18 protein-coding genes are annotated in these 17,596 nt (G+C 60.5%); 7 read left to right on the top strand and 11 right to left on the bottom strand.

The features are described from left to right. The first annotated feature begins 165 nt into the window (after positions 1-165). The gene (locus tag IM738_RS20435) at positions 166-933 is read left to right on the top strand and encodes an MBL fold metallo-hydrolase (RefSeq protein WP_236966374.1); all 768 of its coding nucleotides are present in this window, start codon (positions 166-168) and stop codon (positions 931-933) included. A 205-nt stretch (positions 934-1,138) separates the two neighbouring features. Here the strand turns inward: IM738_RS20435 and IM738_RS20430 are convergent, their stop codons facing one another. Then, complete coding sequence (locus IM738_RS20430; protein ID WP_236962869.1) at positions 1,139-1,540, bottom strand: DUF3717 domain-containing protein; 402 nt, start codon at positions 1,538-1,540, stop codon at positions 1,139-1,141. A 418-nt stretch (positions 1,541-1,958) separates the two neighbouring features. On the opposite strand from IM738_RS20430, the gene IM738_RS20425 reads away from it, so the two are divergent. Beyond that, on the top strand, positions 1,959-2,717 hold the full coding sequence (locus IM738_RS20425) for a TerC family protein (protein WP_236962868.1): 759 nt from the start codon (positions 1,959-1,961) through the stop codon (positions 2,715-2,717). A 111-nt stretch (positions 2,718-2,828) separates the two neighbouring features. Beyond that, positions 2,829-3,179 carry a phage holin family protein gene (locus IM738_RS20420; RefSeq protein ID WP_236962867.1) on the top strand — a complete coding sequence of 117 codons (351 nt, stop codon included), beginning with the start codon at positions 2,829-2,831 and terminating at the stop codon, positions 3,177-3,179. Here IM738_RS20420 and IM738_RS20415 read toward each other — a convergent pair. Then, positions 3,162-4,724, bottom strand: a complete 1,563-nt coding sequence (locus IM738_RS20415; RefSeq protein WP_236962866.1) for a M48 family metalloprotease — start codon at positions 4,722-4,724, stop codon at positions 3,162-3,164. The genes IM738_RS20420 and IM738_RS20415 overlap by 18 nt on opposite strands. Before the next feature lie 61 nt (positions 4,725-4,785). Between IM738_RS20415 and moaC the strand changes: the two genes are divergently transcribed. The 4 genes from moaC to IM738_RS20395 are packed head-to-tail and all read left to right on the top strand — an operon-like array spanning position 4,786 to position 9,380. After that, positions 4,786-5,337 carry a cyclic pyranopterin monophosphate synthase MoaC gene (moaC, locus tag IM738_RS20410; RefSeq protein ID WP_236962865.1) on the top strand — a complete coding sequence of 184 codons (552 nt, stop codon included), beginning with the start codon at positions 4,786-4,788 and terminating at the stop codon, positions 5,335-5,337. 56 nt (positions 5,338-5,393) lie between these two features. Beyond that, a complete protein-coding gene (locus tag IM738_RS20405; RefSeq protein ID WP_236962864.1) occupies positions 5,394-6,653 on the top strand; it encodes a CDP-glycerol glycerophosphotransferase family protein in 1,260 nt (419 codons plus the stop codon). A 2-nt stretch (positions 6,654-6,655) separates the two neighbouring features. Beyond that, positions 6,656-7,297 (top strand): YidC/Oxa1 family membrane protein insertase, encoded by a 642-nt coding sequence (locus IM738_RS20400; protein ID WP_236962863.1) that lies wholly within the window; start codon positions 6,656-6,658, stop codon positions 7,295-7,297. Between the two features lie 16 nt (positions 7,298-7,313). Continuing rightward, positions 7,314-9,380 (top strand): hypothetical protein, encoded by a 2,067-nt coding sequence (locus tag IM738_RS20395; RefSeq protein WP_236962862.1) that lies wholly within the window; start codon positions 7,314-7,316, stop codon positions 9,378-9,380. Positions 9,381-9,389: 9 nt separating this feature from the next. On the opposite strand, the gene IM738_RS20390 is transcribed toward IM738_RS20395, so the two are convergent. Genes IM738_RS20390 through tfpZ form a run of 9 tightly spaced genes read right to left on the bottom strand, consistent with a single transcriptional unit; the run spans position 9,390 to position 17,574 of the window. Next, positions 9,390-10,133 (bottom strand): aspartate/glutamate racemase family protein, encoded by a 744-nt coding sequence (locus IM738_RS20390; RefSeq protein WP_272907696.1) that lies wholly within the window; start codon positions 10,131-10,133, stop codon positions 9,390-9,392. Next, a complete protein-coding gene (locus tag IM738_RS20385; RefSeq protein ID WP_236962860.1) occupies positions 10,121-10,834 on the bottom strand; it encodes a class I SAM-dependent methyltransferase in 714 nt (237 codons plus the stop codon). Before IM738_RS20385 ends, IM738_RS20390 begins: the two co-directional genes overlap by 13 nt. Then, positions 10,831-12,093 (bottom strand): DUF711 family protein, encoded by a 1,263-nt coding sequence (locus tag IM738_RS20380; protein WP_236962859.1) that lies wholly within the window; start codon positions 12,091-12,093, stop codon positions 10,831-10,833. Before IM738_RS20380 ends, IM738_RS20385 begins: the two co-directional genes overlap by 4 nt. Further along, positions 12,090-12,764, bottom strand: coding sequence for an NTP transferase domain-containing protein (locus IM738_RS20375; protein ID WP_236962858.1), 675 nt, complete (start codon positions 12,762-12,764; stop codon positions 12,090-12,092). The genes IM738_RS20380 and IM738_RS20375 overlap by 4 nt, the downstream gene beginning before the upstream one ends. Next, positions 12,761-13,147: a hypothetical protein gene (locus IM738_RS20370; RefSeq protein ID WP_236962857.1), complete on the bottom strand. Its 387-nt coding sequence runs from the start codon at positions 13,145-13,147 to the stop codon at positions 12,761-12,763. The genes IM738_RS20375 and IM738_RS20370 overlap by 4 nt, the downstream gene beginning before the upstream one ends. Beyond that, a complete protein-coding gene (locus IM738_RS20365) occupies positions 13,148-13,921 on the bottom strand; it encodes an NTP transferase domain-containing protein (protein WP_236966373.1) in 774 nt (257 codons plus the stop codon). Between the two features lie 37 nt (positions 13,922-13,958). After that, positions 13,959-15,368, bottom strand: a complete 1,410-nt coding sequence (locus IM738_RS20360) for a sulfatase-like hydrolase/transferase (protein ID WP_236962856.1) — start codon at positions 15,366-15,368, stop codon at positions 13,959-13,961. Next, complete coding sequence (locus IM738_RS20355; RefSeq protein WP_236962855.1) at positions 15,365-16,783, bottom strand: sulfatase-like hydrolase/transferase; 1,419 nt, start codon at positions 16,781-16,783, stop codon at positions 15,365-15,367. The genes IM738_RS20360 and IM738_RS20355 overlap by 4 nt, the downstream gene beginning before the upstream one ends. Beyond that, positions 16,783-17,574: a TfpX/TfpZ family type IV pilin accessory protein gene (gene tfpZ / locus IM738_RS20350; protein ID WP_236962854.1), complete on the bottom strand. Its 792-nt coding sequence runs from the start codon at positions 17,572-17,574 to the stop codon at positions 16,783-16,785. Before tfpZ ends, IM738_RS20355 begins: the two co-directional genes overlap by 1 nt. Positions 17,575-17,596 lie beyond the last annotated feature (22 nt).

The following is a 17,596-nucleotide window of genomic DNA, read 5'->3' as shown; positions in this document are numbered from 1 at the left end:
CATTTTTCGCTCGTTTCCAGCGTTTTTCAGGGCGCAGTGCACCGTGACTTGACATGGCTCAAGTCGGTGCAGGTGTCGGACACCTACATTGACCCCCTGAAGTCGTCCGTCAGTGGCGATGCCGCGCCGCACCACCGGTTGATTTCATCGTTGGAGAAAATATTCATGGCCATCGAGCTGTACAACAAGAATGGCCATGTGTGCCTGATGTTCGCCCACCTGAGCGACGAGGGCGGCGAAGCGGTTCAAGCCAACCAGTTTCTCGTGATCGACGAGCAGCAGGGCGCGATCATCGACCCGGGCGGCAACATGGCCTACAACGAGCTGCTGCTCACCATCGGTCGCTACTTTCCGCCCAGCAAGCTCACCGAGATCCTGGCCTCGCACGCCGATCCGGACATCATCGCCTCGCTCGACCGCTGGATGACCAGCACCCAGGCCACCCTCTTCATCTCGCGCCTCTGGGAACGGTTTGCGCCGCATTTCTGCAAACCGGGCAAGACGGCCGGGCGCATCGTGGGCATTCCCGACCCCGGCATGCGCATTCCGCTGGGGCGCAGCGAAATCGTGGCGCTGCCCGCGCATTTCATGCACTCGGAGGGCAACTTCCAGTTCTGGGACCCGGTCAGCCGCATCCTGTTTTCGGGTGACCTGGGCGTCTCTCTGGGCACGTCGGCCGAAGCGGGACAGCGGATCACCAGCCTGGCGCCCCACCTGCCCCGCATGGAAGCCTTTCACCGGCGCTACATGGTCTCGCAGAAGGTGCTGCGCCTCTGGGTGAACATGGCGCGCACGTTGCCGATCGAAATGATCGTGCCCCAGCACGGCGCGCCCCTGGTGGGTGACGCCATTCCCGAGTTCCTGGCCTGGATCGGCGACCTGTCCTGCGGTGTGGACCACCTGACCCAGGCCAACTACGCCGTGCCGGCTTGATAGGCTCCCCCCGCGCCGCCTGCGGCGTCACCCCCCGAGGGGGGCGGCACTGGCCGTCCGGCAAAGCCGGCCCGGCGGTGCCCTGGGGCAAACTCCCCTTCCGGCGCAAAGTGACTTCACCCAGGATGCGGTGGAACCGGCTTTGCCGGGCCACTCGCATCGCCCCCTGGGGGGTGACGCCGCAGGCGGCGCGGGGGGAGCCCAGCTACCGAGCCCGCTCGGCGTAGCGGTTGAAGCGCCAGGCGCTGGCCTCTTGCGTGATGCGGCGCCAGACGACGCGTTTTTCGCTCGGGCTCATCACGGTCCAGTGCTGCACCTCGTCGAAACTGCGGCCGCAACCCTTGCAGGTGTCGTCGCCCTGGCTGGTCGAGCAGATGGCGATGCAGGGCGTGTCGGGTGTGCTCTGAAACCACGCCAGCCAGGCCTCGCGCGCCGGGTCTGGCAGGGTGCCTTCGTCGGCCTCGCTTTCGCGGAGATACACCATCAGCGCGTACACCTGAGCCAGGGCTCGCAGCTCAGGCCCCAAAGCCATACCCTCGGGCGAGGGTGAGCGCTCACGCCAGAAATTGATCGCGGCTTCGATGTCGGTGATGTGGATGCCGGCCATGGGAGGGCGATCATAGCCAGCGTGCCCACCCCTGAGGCGCACAGGGATTCGCCACGAGAGCCCCGACGGTGCTGTGGAAAGTGCTTATCTCCAACGACAGCCATGGACAGGTGGGGGCCCTTACAATCGCCGGACTCGAAGGGGAGTAGCTCTCCGGCGGGGGTGGCGGGCCAGCGCGGGCCGTCCCATCCAGCCGTTCGAACCGTCGTCAACACGAAGCCCCAAGCTTCCGGCGGTTCGAGTCAGGTGATCCGTCACCCGACTGAGCAAGACCTTTGATAGGCCCACCCGGGCCGATCAAGGCCTGCCTGCCCTTGCGTTGGTGTTTGCTGTTGCAAGGGCACCGTGCGCGAAGCGAGCCGCCAGCGACTGCTGCGCGGCCCTGGTCAGGACCGGACAACAACCACACGAGGACCACATGGAATTCCTGACATCACCCGAGTTCTGGGTCGCCCTGGGACAGATCATCATCATCGACATCCTGCTCGGCGGCGACAACGCGGTCGTGATCGCGCTGGCCTGCCGCAAGCTGCCGCCCGCGCAACGCACCAAGGGCATCATTTACGGCACAGCGGGCGCCATCGTCCTGCGCGTGGTGCTGATCATGTTCGCGATGACGCTGCTCAGCGTGCCGTTCATCAAGCTGGTGGGGGCGATCCTGCTGGTCTGGATCGGCGTGAAACTGCTGGCGCCCGACGAAGACGGCCACGGCGACATCCAGGGCAGCGACAAGCTGCTCGCCGCCATCAAGACCATCATCGTGGCCGACCTGGTGATGAGCGTGGACAACGTGATCGCCATCGCCGGCGCCGCGCAGAACGCCGGAGAGCACTCGACGCTGCTGGTGGTGCTGGGCCTGCTGATCTCCATCCCCATCATTGTCTGGGGCAGCACCGTCGTCATCAAGCTGATGGCGCGTTTCCCCTTCATCATCACGCTGGGCGGCATGCTGCTGGGCTGGATCGCGGGTGGCATGCTGGTCACGGACCCCGCCTTCGTGACCCCCGACAAGTGGACCTGGATGCCCAAGCTGGGCACGGTGGACACGCAGGGCATGGCGGTCATTTCCGACACGCTGTACTGGACCGCCCACATTGCCGGCGCGTTGCTGGTGCTGGCCATCGGCAAGGCCATTGCTTCGCGCCAGAAACCGGTCGACGAAGAAGCCAGCGCCTGAGGGCGCATGCACAGGACCGCTGCGGCGCAGCGGTTCCGAGACACTGGGCGGCACCTCCGGGTGGCCGCCTTTTTTTGTGCTGTCCGTGGGTCACGGTGCTATGCTGACCGCATGAAACTCCTACTGAAATGGTTGTTGTCGGCCTGCGCCCTGCTGCTGGTCGCTTACCTCTACCCCGGCGTGCAGGTGCAGAGCTTCACGTCGGCCCTGATCGCAGCCGCCGTGGTCGGCCTGTTCAACGCCCTGTTGCGCCCGGTGCTGGTGGTGCTGACCTTGCCCGTGACCGTGATCACGCTGGGATTGTTCCTGTTCGTGATCAACGCGCTGCTGTTCTGGGCCGCCGCCAGCGTGCTCGACGGCTTCCATGTCAACGGCTTTGGCGCCGCGCTGCTGGGTTCGCTGATCTACTCGGCGCTGATGCTGCTGGTGGACATGGCGCTCAAGTCAGTTCTCTCGCGCTGATTCGCGGAACTGTTCTTCCACCTCGCGCCGGCGCACGTCGACGATGGCCAGTTCCATCGCATCGGCGCTGCGCTCCGCCGCCGGCAGGGACTGCGCGGCCTTGAAACGGTCGGCGGCCCCCGCAAAATCAAACTGCGCGGCGCGTGCCTCCGCCTCCGAGCGCACCGAACGCAAACGCTGGCCCTGCGCCGCTTGAAGACGCGACAAGGTCAGCCAGGCCTGAGCGTCTTTCGGGTTCACCACCAGCCACTGTTGCAGCCGGGCCATCGCATGCGGTGCGGCGGGCGTGGACAGTGCCGCCTGGGCGCCCAGCAACAGGTCGGCGCGGGTGCTGCCGGTCAGCGCCCGGTCGCGCAGCGACGCCAGCAGGCCGTCGTTCAGCCCCTGGGCTTTGGGCGCCAGCAAGATCTCCATCTGCAACCGGTCCACCACACCCTGGGTGGCGGCCGGCGCGCCGTCGCGCAAACGTTGTGCGAGCGCCAAGGCCTGCGGTGCCTGGCCGAGCCGGTGGGCCGACAACGCGGCCGCATACAGATCGGCCGGGCTGGCCTGCGCTGCCTGCCCGACCCGCAACCAAGCGCGCTGGCGCTCGGTCGCGTTTTCCGCAAGCACGCGGGCCCGCGCCGCCATGAGCGCGTGCACAGCCGGTGGCGGCGCTGCGGCCAGCAATGGCGCGGCGCCCACACGAGGGCCGGTGACCGGGGGCGCGTCGGCCAGCGGCAGCCGCGAGCGCATGTCGGCCATGCGCTCACTGGTCAGCGGGTGGCTGCGCAGGTAGGGGAACGAACCGTCGTCGTTCAGGCGCGCGGCCTGTTGCAGCTTGTCGAACATGGTGACAAAGCCGCGCCCCTCGAACCCGGCCGTGGTCAGCACGCCAAAACCCACCCGGTCGGCCTCGCGCTCCATGTCGCGCGAGAAATTGAGCTGCGACTGCATCGACACTGCCTGACTGCCCGCGATCGCAGCGTTGGCCACGTCGGCATTGGCCCGCGCCGCCAGCACGCCCAGGATCATGGCCCCCAGCAGCCAGGGTGCCTGCTGCTCCTGGCGCGAGAGCATGCGCGCGATGTGGCGCTGCGAGACGTGGCTCAGTTCGTGCGCGAGCACGCTGGCGAGCTCCTGCGAGCTCTCGGTCACCGCCACCAGACCCAGGTGCACACCCAGGTAACCGCCCGGCAGCGCAAACGCATTGACCCGCTTGTCGCGCGAAATCACCAGCTGCCAGGCCAGTCGCTCCGACAGCTCGGGGGGCACATCGCCACGCGTGCGCGCCGCGCCCAGCAACGGCTGCCAGAGCGACTGCAGGTAGTCGACCAGCACCGGGTCATCGAGGTAGTCGGGGTCTCGGTAGATGTCGCGAGCGATGCTGTCGCCCAGCCGCCGCTCCGCCGCGATCGACATGCCCGAACCGTCACCCAGGGTGGGTAGCGCCGTGCTCTGGGCATGGGACAAAGACGCCGGCACCGCTGCCAGCGCAGCGAGCAGCACGCCCGCCGACACCAGCCGCGAGCCCAGCGGGCGAAGGGAAAAGGTACTCGAGTGCATCCCCGTATGATGCCGCCAAGCCCCAGAGGTTTCTGTAAAGACCGCGCAAAGAAAACCCACCATGCCAGACACCACCCCCGCCAGCAGCAGCCCGCTCACCCACTTCGACGCCCAGGGGCAGGCACACATGGTGGACGTGTCCGCCAAAGCCAGCACCCACCGGGTGGCCGTGGCCGAAGGTCACATCACCATGGAACCGGCCACCCTGGCGCTGATCCAGAGCGGCAACGCCAAAAAGGGCGACGTGCTCGGCATCGCCCGCATCGCTGGCATCCAGGGCGCCAAACGCACCAGCGACCTGATCCCGCTCTGCCACCCGATTGCGCTCACGCGCGTGGCGGTGGAATTCGAGGTGAATGCGTCAAACCACAGCGTGTTGTGCCGAGCCACGGCCGAATGCACCGGCCAGACCGGCGTGGAAATGGAAGCCCTGACCGCCTGCAGCGTGGCCCTGCTCACGATCTACGACATGTGCAAGGCGGTGGACCGGGGGATGACGGTCAGCGGGTTGAGGGTGTTGGAGAAGCGGGGGGGGAAGAGTGGACATTTTGTGGCTGAACCGTCTGGCCAACGCCACCAGGATGTGAACGACGTCGGCGTGTCTGACGCATGAGACACAAGCTGACCAGCGGTCGCGGCCGAACCCACCAGAGGCGCAGACTTTTTGCGTTGGGCCTGTTGCTGCATACCGCCCCGGCCGCCGCCTACATCGATCCGGGCACGGGCAGTGCACTGTTTTATATCGTCACAGGCATTGTGGTCTCGGTCTACTTTGCGGTGCGTGGCCTCTATTACAGAGCCATCGAACTGCTGTTTCGCGTTCGGCATCAGGATCAGAAGTGCGACGTTGCGATTCACTGTGAAGACCCGCGTTACGAAACAACGTTTCTACCCATCCTGCGGGCCATGAATGCTCGGAATATCGACGTCACGCTTTTCACCATGTACCAGCGCGACGACTCCTTCGAACCTCTGCCAGAAGGCATATCTCATTCCCCCATTCCAGCAGGAATGATCGGCTATTCCATCCTGAATCACCTTGAGGCCACGTTGCTGGTGACCACGACACCCCAGCTGGATGTCATGACATTCAGGCGATCACCGCGCGTAAAGCATTACACCGTGGTGCAGCATGCCTTGGGTGAGTCCAGATTTGTTCGACCCTATGCCTACGATCACTTTGATTCGGTATTGTGCTGCGGGCCGTTTTTGAAGACCAATATCCGGAAAATGGAAGCCATTCGGGGAGGCTGGGCCAAGGAACTCCTTGAAACGGGTGTTCCCTATTACAACGAAATGATCAAGGCTGCGCGCATTACCCCCCCCTCACCCTCAACGGAAACCGTGGTATTGGTGGCCCCGAGCTGGGGGCCCTTGAGCATGTTCACCAGCCTGGGTACCGGATTTGTCGCCGACATTGCCAAGCGATACCGCGTGATCGTGAGGCCGCATCCCCAGATGAGGATTTCACAACCGGAGCTGTTTGCTGAGGTGGCAGCCCTGGCCCATGTAGAAATTGATACCGCACGGACACCTTCGGAATCGCTGTCAAGAGCCCATATCTTGCTGAGCGATATTTCGGGTATCGCCCATGAGTGCGCCTTCGTGTTTCAGCGCCCGGTGATCGTGATCGATCAAGAGCAGAAGATGGGAGGACTGGAGGGGGAGTTGCTGGGTGGGGACAGCGATCTGAAACAACTGTGCAAGGAATTCATCATTCCGATTCCTCCCTCGGAAATGGGCAACATCGTGGCCCACTTGGGCAACGCCTTGAGCCAACACTCTGCGGAAAAGATCGAACAGTTTCGTGAAAGGCTCATTTACAACTTCGGGCACGCAGCTGAAGCAGCCGCAGCGCAAATAGAGCACATCTACCATCGCATTCAGGATTCGGCGGCAATGAAAACCGTCAAGCGCGTTGACCGATGATGATGGCCATTCTCGACATCATCCTGCTGCAGCCTCTGATGGTGATTTATCAGGCCCTGCTCGATTTCCCTTCATGGCTGGACATGGGCGGAAAAATCGTGGCATTCAGTATCACGATCAATCTGCTGCTTCATCCGCTTTACCGCGAAATGGAGAAGAGAGCACGGGCCGGGCGGGCTCAGCGTGAGCGCATGGACCGGGAAGTGACCCGCATGAAGACCCACTTCAAAGGGCGCGAGCGCTATTTTTATGTGCGCGCTGTGCATAGGCAGTTTCACTATCACCCGATCCAGTCGCTGGTGTCTTCAAACGAGCTGTTTCTGCAATTGCTCGTCTTTTTCACCGTTTACCATTTCCTTTCGCAACCGGGTCTCCTCGCAGGAATGTCTTTCGGCCAGATCGACGATCTTGGCAAACCCGATGGACTGCTCGTCGGAATCAACCTGCTTCCGCTGCTCATGACAGGGATCAATGCCATTTCGGTTTTCTACTATGTGAAAGACCCCGCCAAGCGACTTCAAGCCATCGCGCTGGCGCTGGTTTTTCTGGTGTTGTTGTACGCCAGTCCCGCAGGTCTGGTCCTGTATTGGACGATGAACAACTTCTGGTCACTGCTTCGCAACATGTTGGCGCGAGGCGCCTGAACAGAGGCGTACAGGAATGAATGCCCTACTCACCCTTGTCGTGTTTCTGGTGACCGTTCCGGTTGCCTTGTTGGCGTTGAAGGCATCGGATTTTGCAGTGTCCCGGTTCGGGGAAATGGCTGCTTTCGCGCTGAAGCTCAGCCTGGCTTACGCGCTGCTTTGCGTTGCCCTGTGGCTGGAATGTTCGCCCTGGTCGGTGGCCGCATCGGCGATGGCATCGGTGGTGGCATATCGGCTGCACGCAGAACCTCAACTGGTGCAGCTTGCCAGCGTGCTGGGCCGCTATCGCCTGCCGATGTATCTCTTGTCGGTGCTGGGCATATCGACATTGGCACTCGTGGCCATTCCGATCACCACGTTTCTTACTTCGCCCGGTGAAATCGGCATTCACCTGGACCGATTGTTGAGAGTGAACGCACGTGATGCAATGGTGGTCGTCTATCTGGCGGCCATACTGTATGGCGTGATCCATTCCCCTGGCATGCGGTCGGCCATGACCGTGTTGTCCGTTGGCGGCTTCTTTCTCTGCTGGCTGTATGCCTTCGTACTGCCTTTCGGATATCCCATGCTTTCAGGTTTGGCGTTCGAGCAGATGCCGATCCCTCTGCCCACCGTGGGTATGCGAGCTTTGGCAGATGCGGCCATCGCCGTAACGGTCGGACTGGTCTTGCGCCACGTTTGGCGTCACTTCGGTACGGCTCCTCTCGTGGTGGCCTTGGTCATTGCCAACGTGTCCATCGTCGTCGCGGCGACTGTCAGTGCCAGCAAGGATCAGGTGGGTGAAGCGGGCGGGTCAGGCGGTGCGAAGGCCATGGTTGAGAGGCCGCTGAAATTCTCCCGATCACAGTCGAACACGTTGTTCATCTTTCTCGACCGCTTCATGGGGTCGTACGTGGAGGCGATACTGGAAGATGACCCCGCCCTGGCAACCCGCTTGAGCGGTTTCACCTGGTACCCGGGCTCCGTGTCAGCCGGCGAAAACTCGATCGCCGGCGTTCACCCCATGTGGGGGGGTTACGACTACCTGCCCGTCGAGATGAACGGGCGAAACAGACTGCTGCAAGACCTGTCGGTCGAGGCGTTTTCGATTCTTCCCTACAACTTCGCCGGCAAGGGATACCGGGTCAACGTCGTCAATCCACGTGGACTGGGCTTCACCATGATGGGAGACTGCAGCTTCCTGGATGTAAAGGGGGTCTCCTGCACCCATACGCCCTCGAGCATTTCCCTGCAAAAGGCCAAAGCCATGGGTTTTCCCGTCAATGACCTGGCGGAGGCCAACTACGCGGATCTCCTGAACATTCTGGGCACCATGCGCATTGCGCCCTACTCCATGAAGGAGGCCATCCAGGTCAAAGGACCGTGGAAGCCGTTTCTGGACCACTCAGCCGGCACCACTTTTCGGGAATGGGCCGAGCTGGAAGCACTGGACCAGATGACGGCGGTCGACGATGGAGGTCCCAGCTTCAACTACATCGCCAATATCTTGCCCCACGAGCCCTACTTCATGGGCAAGGATTGCCTGCCTCAGCCCGAGCGCGTGACGGCCGACAGCGATGAACTTGCACGCCTGGGCCACAAGAGCCAGTTTTCTTGGCAGCACGCCAATACGGCGCGCTGTGTTCTGCTGTCCGTAGCCAAGTACATGGATGTGCTCAAGGCCCGGGGCGTCTACGACAACACAACGATTGTCCTAGCGTCAGACCACGGCATTGTCGGGGATGTGAAGGACGAATCGCGCAGGGCGAAGGGCGGCGGAACCACGGAAAACAACTTTGTCCGTCTGCGCCCCTTGGTTCTGTTCAAGCCGGCCGGTGCGACCGGTCCAGTCACTGTCTCTGAAGAATACATGCCCAACGCGGAAGTACCCCGCCTGCTTTGCCAGGACATCGGCGGCTGCGTCAATCCCTACCTGGGGATGCGACCGATAGAGGCCCAGGGAAGAAACGACCCTTTTGTGGCGTCCATGGTGCCTTGGCAGTTCAGCGCACAGAAGCCCAACACCTTTGTGATCAACAGGCAGTTCATCCTCAGGGGGAAGGACCCTTTTGACGCAAAGGGTTGGAGCGTGGAGGGCAAGTAGATGCCAGGGTCAGGATGCTGTTGGGCAGATGGACATGTAAGCGGCTCGGGCCAGCGCTTCGTTCGAGTCGACGACCTGAAGCCCTGCGCTTTCAACATGTTGCCTCAACGTCGACAGCTCGGTGCAACCCAGCAGGACCGTATCGGCCTGACCCTTGTGGGCGTATTCGACAAGCTCTGCGATTGCCCCGCCATCGCTTGCCGAGAAGCTGCCGCTTGTCTTGATGGTCTCGATCAACCCATTGACGATGCACTGAAGGTCCGGTGCCAGCGGCAAACAGGCCAGACCGGCCCACTCGGCCTGTTGGGCATAGAGATTGTGTTGAGCCAATGAAGCCGACGCCAGCACCAGCAGCCGTCGCGCACCCGAACGCTGGGCACTGCTAACCGACTCCCGAACAATGTTGAGCACGGGAATAGGTGCTCCGTAGGACCACCGGTCAAAAAGGATGTGAGCCGTGTTGCAGGCGACAACCGCCACCGTTGCACCGGCCTGCGCCAACTCGGCAATGGTCTCGGCAATGTAGGGAGACGGGTCGCGCTCACCCAGCTGCAGGTGCCTGCCCCTGCTCGGAAGCTTGGTGTTGATATCCAGCAGCACACGGGGGAAGTGCCAATCCTTCTGGGCGCTCACCAGACCATAGAAACAGCGGCAGAACTCCAGTGTGGCCCAAGGCGCCACACCGACCACACCGAGCACCCCCTCATCCAGGGGCCATGAAACCTCACCCCCGGCCGGGGCTAGCGTTGGCATGCCACGCCACGCGCAAAGCGGTAAATCCGCAGCCGCGTTTCTGGATATTTGTTCAACGGGCATCCTTCGTCAAACATGTTCTCGTCCTTTTGAAGAACGAAGCCATGTTGGCCAAACAAGTCCATGTACTCCTGGCGCGTGCGATAGGTCGCCGAATAACGAGACTGCAGGTGGTCCGACATACGATCATTGATTTCATGTCGCGAGGCCAAGGCCGTACCGTCGCGCAGGAGGATCAGGGTCTGGTCGTGGCAGAACCCCTTGAGATTGCTCACCAGACGCTCTGCCTGATCATCGTTCATGTAAACGAAGAGACCGGAGATGAAGACCAGGTCGTAAGCCACCGGCGAAGAATAGTTTTCCGCAGAGGACACCACGAAACTGACGTTGCCAAAGCTGCGTCGCTCAGCCTCGGCTCGGCCGATTTCGGCCAAGGGCTCCGAATACTCCACAGCCGTGACACTGCGCGCGCCCGCTTCGGTAAACCGGAATGCCCACTGGCCGACGCCCGCACCCAGGTCGAGAACAGACATTCTCGCCACGTTGCCCAGGAATTGGCCCACCTTCTCGGTTTCCAGTTGAATCTTGAGCTGGAGGTTTTCGGAATCCTGCTCCAGATTGGCGATGCTCTCGAAGGCAAGGTTCTCGTAGGTCTTCGCCCGAGCATCCCAGAATGATTTCACCTTGTCCTGATCGATCACGACGGCTTTCCTTTCAATGAACGCAAGGGGCTCTGAATGTCCAGCAGGGCACTGGCGGAAGTAAATTTATGGTCGTTCGAGGTCAGCGCCAACACCCGGCCATCACACAGGAAGTCCAGGTTGAACTGGGTGAACTCATTGACGCTTCGATTGGGAATGGGCAACAGCCGCACGCCCAGCGGTTTCCCCAGGGTCGACGACAGGGCGGCAATATCGAACATGACGGCTGCGATCTCTTCCTGAAAGCTGGTGCCCGGTACGGGAACCATGTCGATGCCGCAACCGCACACGGCGGCCAGGGCTGTCAGCCCATCAATGCTCACCTGCCGCCGGCTGCTCGCCGAGGCCAGGTACTCGTCCTCCAGGACGGAGAACATGACGCCGTTGAATCCGACGGCCTTCGCCCCGCTTTCGCGAATCGCCGTGCGCAGTACATCGGTCAGCACCGTGGTCACGAATACGCTGCCCTGACTGCCAACGGGGGCGCCCAATATCTGCTCGATCAGCAGCCCAACCGACATCTGGCCATCCGGAAACGGGGCCAGCGATGCGTCCAGCCCGCTGTAGATCACGTGCCCCTGCTCGGCCAGCTTGTGACCAATGGCGTCGATGCGCCGCAGCATAGGCACCAAGGCCTGGACCATTCTGTCGCGGATCAGCGCAATGTCGCGGTGCGCCCGCACCTCGGGCAAACGCATGACTTCCAGCGCTGGCCCAATCGTTTCCAGGGCGAAGCTGAACGCCATGTTTTCTCCTTCATGGCGTGAGAAGGGAAAGAAAGGGGCATTGGCCGGACAGTTGGCAGACGCGCCTACCCGGAAGTTGTCAAAGCCGTTGTTGGACTTTTTGGAGAGGTTGAGCACGAACGACGCCGCATCGTTGATGGCTTCGACGGCAATGCGCCCCTCATGCGCGATCATGAGATTAACGAAGGCCCTCGGAAACCGGGTCAACGCGTCCATGGCGGACAACTTGCGCTCCCGACGCGGACCCTCCGCCACCCAATCCAGCGGCAGACAGACCCAGCGCACCCCGGTTTCCTGAGCCAGGTCGTCAACCCAGCGCAGGGTTGAAAGCAATACGCCCGCGGTTTCACCCTCCTGCCCCATAGGAGGCAGCGTAAAACGGGTGGTTCGCGGTGCCAGATCGGCCGCGTTCAGACGTTGACGGGCCAGATCGAGAAACGCCTTTGCCTGCGCACCCACCTCGTTCGGTGCCTGCATACCCATCGGCAACCCAAGGGTCAGGGAGCGAATCATTTGCGTGTGCGCTCTATGAGTTGCAAGTAGTCGACCGGTGTGTTGATCTCGTCAAACATGGCCTGAGCGCGATCCACCGCGTGAACCGGATCTTCGCCGCACGGCAGGACCTGCCCGACAAACAGATTGCCGTGCTTGGTGCAAAGTCGTTTCCAAGCATTGAGGATTTTCGGGCTGGAGACCTTGAAAAGCCCTATCGCCTCAGGGTGGGCCATGTCCTGAACGGGTCCCTGATACGTGGCCGCTACCGTCCCGTCCGCTCGCAGTTTGCAATGAACGGCACTCAGTGCGCGGTTCTCCCGGTTCTCCGTCAGAACCAGGTCGGCCGGCTCAGCGTCCAGGCGCTCGATCAGCCCACGTTCAAAGAAAATGTCGCCGGACACCACGTAACTGGGTTCGTCGTCCAACGCCAACGCCAAGGCCAGGCTCATGGCGTTGTTGGTGATCGCCCAGTCGTGGTTGAGCACATAGTCCACCTCCGGATGGGTTTCCATCATCTGGATGGCACGGAAGCCGGCCACCACGACGATCTTCTTGCCTGCAAACGCCTCTATCGCATGACTCAGAATGGACTTTCCCGTCACCGGATGGCGGATGAGCGCCTTGGCAATCCCGTCGGCTTGATTGCCTCGACCTGCGGCCAGAATGATCGCTTTGCCTACCTTGCTCATGCCATCAACTCGTCGATACTGAAATGACAGGCCGGCAGAGGTACAGGGAACTCGTGTTTCACTGTCTTGTACGGATAGATGTCGCCAGCCAATGCCCGCGCCACCACGGTCTCCCAGGTGAACTCATGCTTGCCCGGCCTGAGGCTCCAGACCTTCACGGCGGAGTAGTCGTACTTGATCGCTGGAATGCGCTTGAGCCCCAGGGCCTTGGCCACCTCCATGCGGTGCTGCCCATCCAGCACAAGCCCATGCGAAACATCCAGAGCCACTGGCTTGTTCCACACCCCTTCGCGAACGATCTTGTCCTTGAGCCATTGCACCCGCTTCTTGCTAAAGCCCTCGATGTGCTTCAGGAAAGTCACATCCACCATCTCGATGCCCATTTATCGTCCTTCATGACTCAGTATGTGCGCGTACGCCTCGTCCGCGCGGCGATAGGCAGCCTCATCGTTGTATGAAACCGCGTAAACATCTTCAAGGTCGCGCGCGCAGCACGGCAGTTCGGCCAGATGCTCCACCCAGGGCATCATGTAGTACTGGGCGATGCTCTTGCCGATGGCTTGCTGCCTGAGCAAGATGTCCTGCCCGACGGCGTCGCTACCGACATAAAGAATGCCCAGCAGCTTGCTCCAACCCTCGCAGGCCGGATCGTAGTGCGGCCGGTAGACCAACTGCACAACCCCACCCTGCGCATCGGCATCCAGGGCACCACCGGTCAGTGCCTGTGAATAGCGGCCACGCGTCACCCAGAACGACGTGCCAAGGTCTTCAATGCACAGCACGGAACGCCAGCCCCGGGGCTCCATGACCAGATCGGTTTCGATGATCAGGTAGCCTTGCTCGGGCTGGCGCAAAGCGTCCACCCCGGTCTGGACTGACAGGATGTTGACGTCTTCGTCATACCGCTCGTTGGCCACACAACGGACTGCGTCACCATACCTGCCTTGCACGAAGGCCTCGATGTCTGCACGCCTGTGCCCGACCACGACGACGACATCTTCCGCGCCACCCTTCAGCACTTCGTCGAGAATGATTTGCAGCGCAGGTTTGCCAGCCACCGGAAGCAAGGACTTGTGGCAATGGTCGGTCAACGGCGACATGCGCGAGCCTCGACCGGCGGCCAGGAGAACGACATTCTTGGGTGCTTGCTGCGCCATGCGTTTCACAACAGGAATCTTGAATGGAACGGGGCCATCATTGCACCACGAAATGAAGCGTGGGCACCTGTTCCTGCTCGAACCGCGCGCGAGCTGCTGAATCGTTGAAGATGGGCGCATGGTCGCCCACGACGACCACTTCCACGCCCCTCATGGTTTCATCTTCGGCGAGCTTGGCCAAGTGCTCAAAAAACTGCACATGCAGGTTTTGATAGCCGCACAGTTGTTCACTGTAAGTCGCCCCGAACACCGCACGGCACAAGTCCTCTCGGTAGTTCACAGCATCGCGTCGATCGTAGGGTATGTGCGAATTCAAGGTCAACCAGTAGAGGAGCACCTTGTCCTGGTTGAGCTTCTGTCGCACGACACCGAGCAGATCGCGGTCGCAGTAGCCAGGGAAGGAATGACACTGCGTGCCTGTGAACGGCAGGGTTTCCCTGAACACCAGGTCGCTAAAGCCGATGACCGGGTACCAAAGCTTTCGACGGTACATCGCGCCAAACGCTCCATGCAGCGCAACCGTCTTGTAGCCTTGTTTTGCGAGCTTGGCGGGCATGCATTCCCCAATGGCTTCCGCCGTCATCTGACGAAAATTCAGGCGCGTCGGAATCCGTCCGCAAAGTTCACGCAACTCACCCGCCGCAGTCGTGCCAACAGCGTCGATGCTGCCCAGTCTCAAGTTCTGCACATGCACACTGGCGCTCAGAGCAGATATCTGCTGCTTGATCACCGCCTGCTCCTTGGACACCCCCCAAGACTCAGCAATGATGAACAGGATGCGCGGCGAGGTCGGCTGCTCGCCCAACGTCAAACTGGCCGCCGAAGGATGCGCGACCGGCATGTATTCGGCGTCCTCCGAGTTGGCTCCAATGTGAACGTGCCGTCTTCGATTCTCCTCAAGCACCGCGTGTACAAAAAGGGCGGAACTGCCAAACAACAACTCATTTCTCTCGGCAAACGGAGGGGAAAAGAAGGTTGCCTTCGCAAACGACAGTTGCCACTGAGCCAGCATCAGAACAGACGCAATAAGCGGAAGCCACGCCCAGCGCGCGCCCTTCAGGCGGTTGGCTGCTATCCAGAAGCTGGTCGCTGCAAATACCAGCAGCAGAACCAGCATCATGAGATAGGACACCCTTGCTTCGAATAGGTATTCCGCAATGTCCAGGACCTGACCGATGTCGATCAGGCGAAACACCGTGATGGCTCCCAGTGCCATCTCAAGGCCAGCCGTGACCAAGAACAATGCGACTCCCAACCACCGCAGCCCCATCACAAAAAGCAGCATGGCCATCAGCATCTCCGCACTGAGGAGATAGCGCTTGAAGCCGAAGTGGAGCGAAGCCCACTGAAACACCAGACTGAAGACGACGAAACCAATCAGCGCAAACACCCAATGGCCATGACGGTCGCCGGTTAAACCCTCAACCTTGGGAGTCGGTTCGATCATTTCACGGTGAAGTGCAGCATGGGCACTTGCTCAGCCTCAAAGCCCCCACGTGCCTCGTCGTCGTAGAAGATGGGCGGGTGGTCCCCGACCACCACCACCGTCACACCCCGCAAGGCTTCGTCCTCAATGAGCTTGGCCAGCCCCTCAAAAAACTGGACATGCAAGTTCTGATAGTTGCAGAGCAACTCAGCATTATTTGCAGTTGAGAACTCCCTGCAAAGATCCTCACGGTAATTCACAATGTCTCGCCGGTCGTAGGGAATATGGCTGTTGAGTGTCAACCAATAAACAAACACCTTGTTTTGTTTCAGTTGATCACTCACCACCGGGAAGATGTTTTTGTCACAGTACCCGGGGAAGGAATAACAATCTGTGTCGACCGGAGGCATGTCGCCTTTAAAAATCATCTGTTCAAACCCAAGCAACGGGTACCACCGGCTTCTTCGGTACATGGAGCTTTCTGCCCCGTGGACAGCCACCGTCTTGTAGCCTTGTTTGTTCAGCTTTAGCGGCAGACACTCGCCAATCAATTCGGGCGTCATTTTCCCTAGGTTCATTCGGCTGGGTATCAGGCCGCAAAGCTCACGTAACTCGCCTGCGGCGGTCGCGCCGCGAGCGTGAACACCTTGCACCTCAAGATCTTTGACATTCGGGCTGTTGCGAAGCGCTTGAATATTCTCTTCCAGTACTTTGGAATTTTTTGGTAACCCCCACGCCTCACTGATCACAAAAAGTATTCTACGGGATGATGGAGTTTCTTGAATGGCGATATTTGCCGCCGACGGATGCCGAACACGGTGGTACTCAATATCTGGATCACCACTGGCAGCTTGCTTCACCCTGTTCAATTCAAGAGAATCCTTCAAGATGAAGGCCGAACTACCAAACGCCAGCGAGCTTCGGCTGGCATGAACAGGCGTAAAGAAGTTCCCACCGTCCTCGGACAGAGACCATTGGGAGTACGTCAGCCCAACTCCCAGAGATGACAGCACCAATACTACTTGCCTGGGTCGAAATTTGCCAACAAACCTGCCCGTGGTCCAGAAGCAAGCGATCGCCAACGCAATCATGGCAACGAAGCTGATCAGGTATTCCGTTCGGGCGAGAAAGGCGAACTCTGCCATGTCCAACGCCTCCCGCACATCCATGAAATGAAAAACGCCAGTGAGACCCAGCACTATTTCCAATCCGACAGCGGCAAGAAAAGCTATCAGACCAATCAATCGGTACCTCAAGCTGAACGCGATCACTGCAACCAGAATTTCGGCACTTATAAAATACCGCTTGTATCCAAAACGGATGGCAACATACTGAAAAATTGCGTTCAACAGTATGAAGGTGATCAGCCCCAGCCCAACTTTTATCCAACCCGCGTGAGATTGATAAGTTTGATCAGCCAATAGCGTCTGTCGCATCAGAAAAAGCCGTCGTAAAGAAGAAACTCGACAATCCCGCCATTGTGTGTCAATACAACGACCGCATCGTGCTTGGCACGAACAGGTAAAAATCGCAGTCCGTCGCGATCATCCTGCGTCGCCATAGCAGTCCGTATCCGGTCGACTGCGGCCTTGGAGGAAGGGTACTTTGAAATAAGAGCGTCCAATGGGCGCCCCGCCGCTGCCGCTTGGGCTCGCGCCTGTTCGTCATACGGGATCCAGAACTTGGGGCGCTGTCCGTTGTCGACCCCCTGGAAAATCGAGGCGTTCAGGGCATCCGCACGCTCTTCCGTGGTGCTGGACTTCCGCACGGCGAACAGCATCGGTCCGTCCAATGGCAAGCGACGAAACATGGGTGGTGCCTGATCCAGTTCCGCGACGACGACTTCCGCCATGGACACCACACGAAAACGATCAAATTCAAATGCCAGCCCGACTGGGCGCCCCATGTACATGGTGTGCAGCCCGTATGACAGCGCCAGCATCTGCAAGAGAGCAATGACGGCAATATCTCGCCGAAGATGAGACACCCCCTTGGAACGATCAAAGACCACGAAGGTCAGCATCGGGCCCATGACAACGTCAACCACCATGACAAGTGTGAACAGGGCTGTTCCGCCTGCCACAAGCCGAAGGTCGCCTGGATACCAGTACCCAAAAACCAGTACGGCCACCACCGCTGCAATGGAGCCGGACGCCAGCAGATGGAGCCCTGCTGCACGCGCTCGCGTGCCAAAGGTCTTGAAAAATCCGGGGGTTGTCGCGTGCACTTCTGTTTTCTCGGCCTGCCAC

The organism is Hydrogenophaga sp. SL48 (assembly GCF_021729865.1).
Classification (GTDB): Bacteria; Pseudomonadota; Gammaproteobacteria; order Burkholderiales; family Burkholderiaceae_C; genus Hydrogenophaga.
The sequence above is the reverse complement of the archived record's forward strand: the minus strand, read 5'-3'. Positions and strand labels throughout refer to the sequence as shown.

Excerpts from the sequence above, each read along its gene's own strand:
- IM738_RS20400 (WP_236962863.1), top strand. The coding sequence starts at position 6,656 with ATGGCCATTCTCGACATCATCCTGCTGCAGCCTCTGATGGTGATTTAT.
- IM738_RS20360 (WP_236962856.1), bottom strand. The coding sequence starts at position 15,368 with ATGATCGAACCGACTCCCAAGGTTGAGGGTTTAACCGGCGACCGTCAT.
- IM738_RS20355 (WP_236962855.1), bottom strand. The coding sequence starts at position 16,783 with ATGCGACAGACGCTATTGGCTGATCAAACTTATCAATCTCACGCGGGT.
- IM738_RS20380 (WP_236962859.1), bottom strand. The coding sequence starts at position 12,093 with ATGATTCGCTCCCTGACCCTTGGGTTGCCGATGGGTATGCAGGCACCG.
- IM738_RS20365 (WP_236966373.1), bottom strand. The coding sequence starts at position 13,921 with ATGGCGCAGCAAGCACCCAAGAATGTCGTTCTCCTGGCCGCCGGTCGA.
- IM738_RS20375 (WP_236962858.1), bottom strand. The coding sequence starts at position 12,764 with ATGAGCAAGGTAGGCAAAGCGATCATTCTGGCCGCAGGTCGAGGCAAT.
- IM738_RS20430 (WP_236962869.1), bottom strand. The coding sequence starts at position 1,540 with ATGGCCGGCATCCACATCACCGACATCGAAGCCGCGATCAATTTCTGG.
- IM738_RS20415 (WP_236962866.1), bottom strand. The coding sequence starts at position 4,724 with ATGCACTCGAGTACCTTTTCCCTTCGCCCGCTGGGCTCGCGGCTGGTG.
- IM738_RS20420 (WP_236962867.1), top strand. The coding sequence starts at position 2,829 with ATGAAACTCCTACTGAAATGGTTGTTGTCGGCCTGCGCCCTGCTGCTG.
- IM738_RS20390 (WP_272907696.1), bottom strand. The coding sequence starts at position 10,133 with ATGCCAACGCTAGCCCCGGCCGGGGGTGAGGTTTCATGGCCCCTGGAT.
- IM738_RS20370 (WP_236962857.1), bottom strand. The coding sequence starts at position 13,147 with ATGGGCATCGAGATGGTGGATGTGACTTTCCTGAAGCACATCGAGGGC.
- IM738_RS20435 (WP_236966374.1), top strand. The coding sequence starts at position 166 with ATGGCCATCGAGCTGTACAACAAGAATGGCCATGTGTGCCTGATGTTC.
- IM738_RS20395 (WP_236962862.1), top strand. The coding sequence starts at position 7,314 with ATGAATGCCCTACTCACCCTTGTCGTGTTTCTGGTGACCGTTCCGGTT.
- IM738_RS20425 (WP_236962868.1), top strand. The coding sequence starts at position 1,959 with ATGGAATTCCTGACATCACCCGAGTTCTGGGTCGCCCTGGGACAGATC.
- moaC (WP_236962865.1), top strand. The coding sequence starts at position 4,786 with ATGCCAGACACCACCCCCGCCAGCAGCAGCCCGCTCACCCACTTCGAC.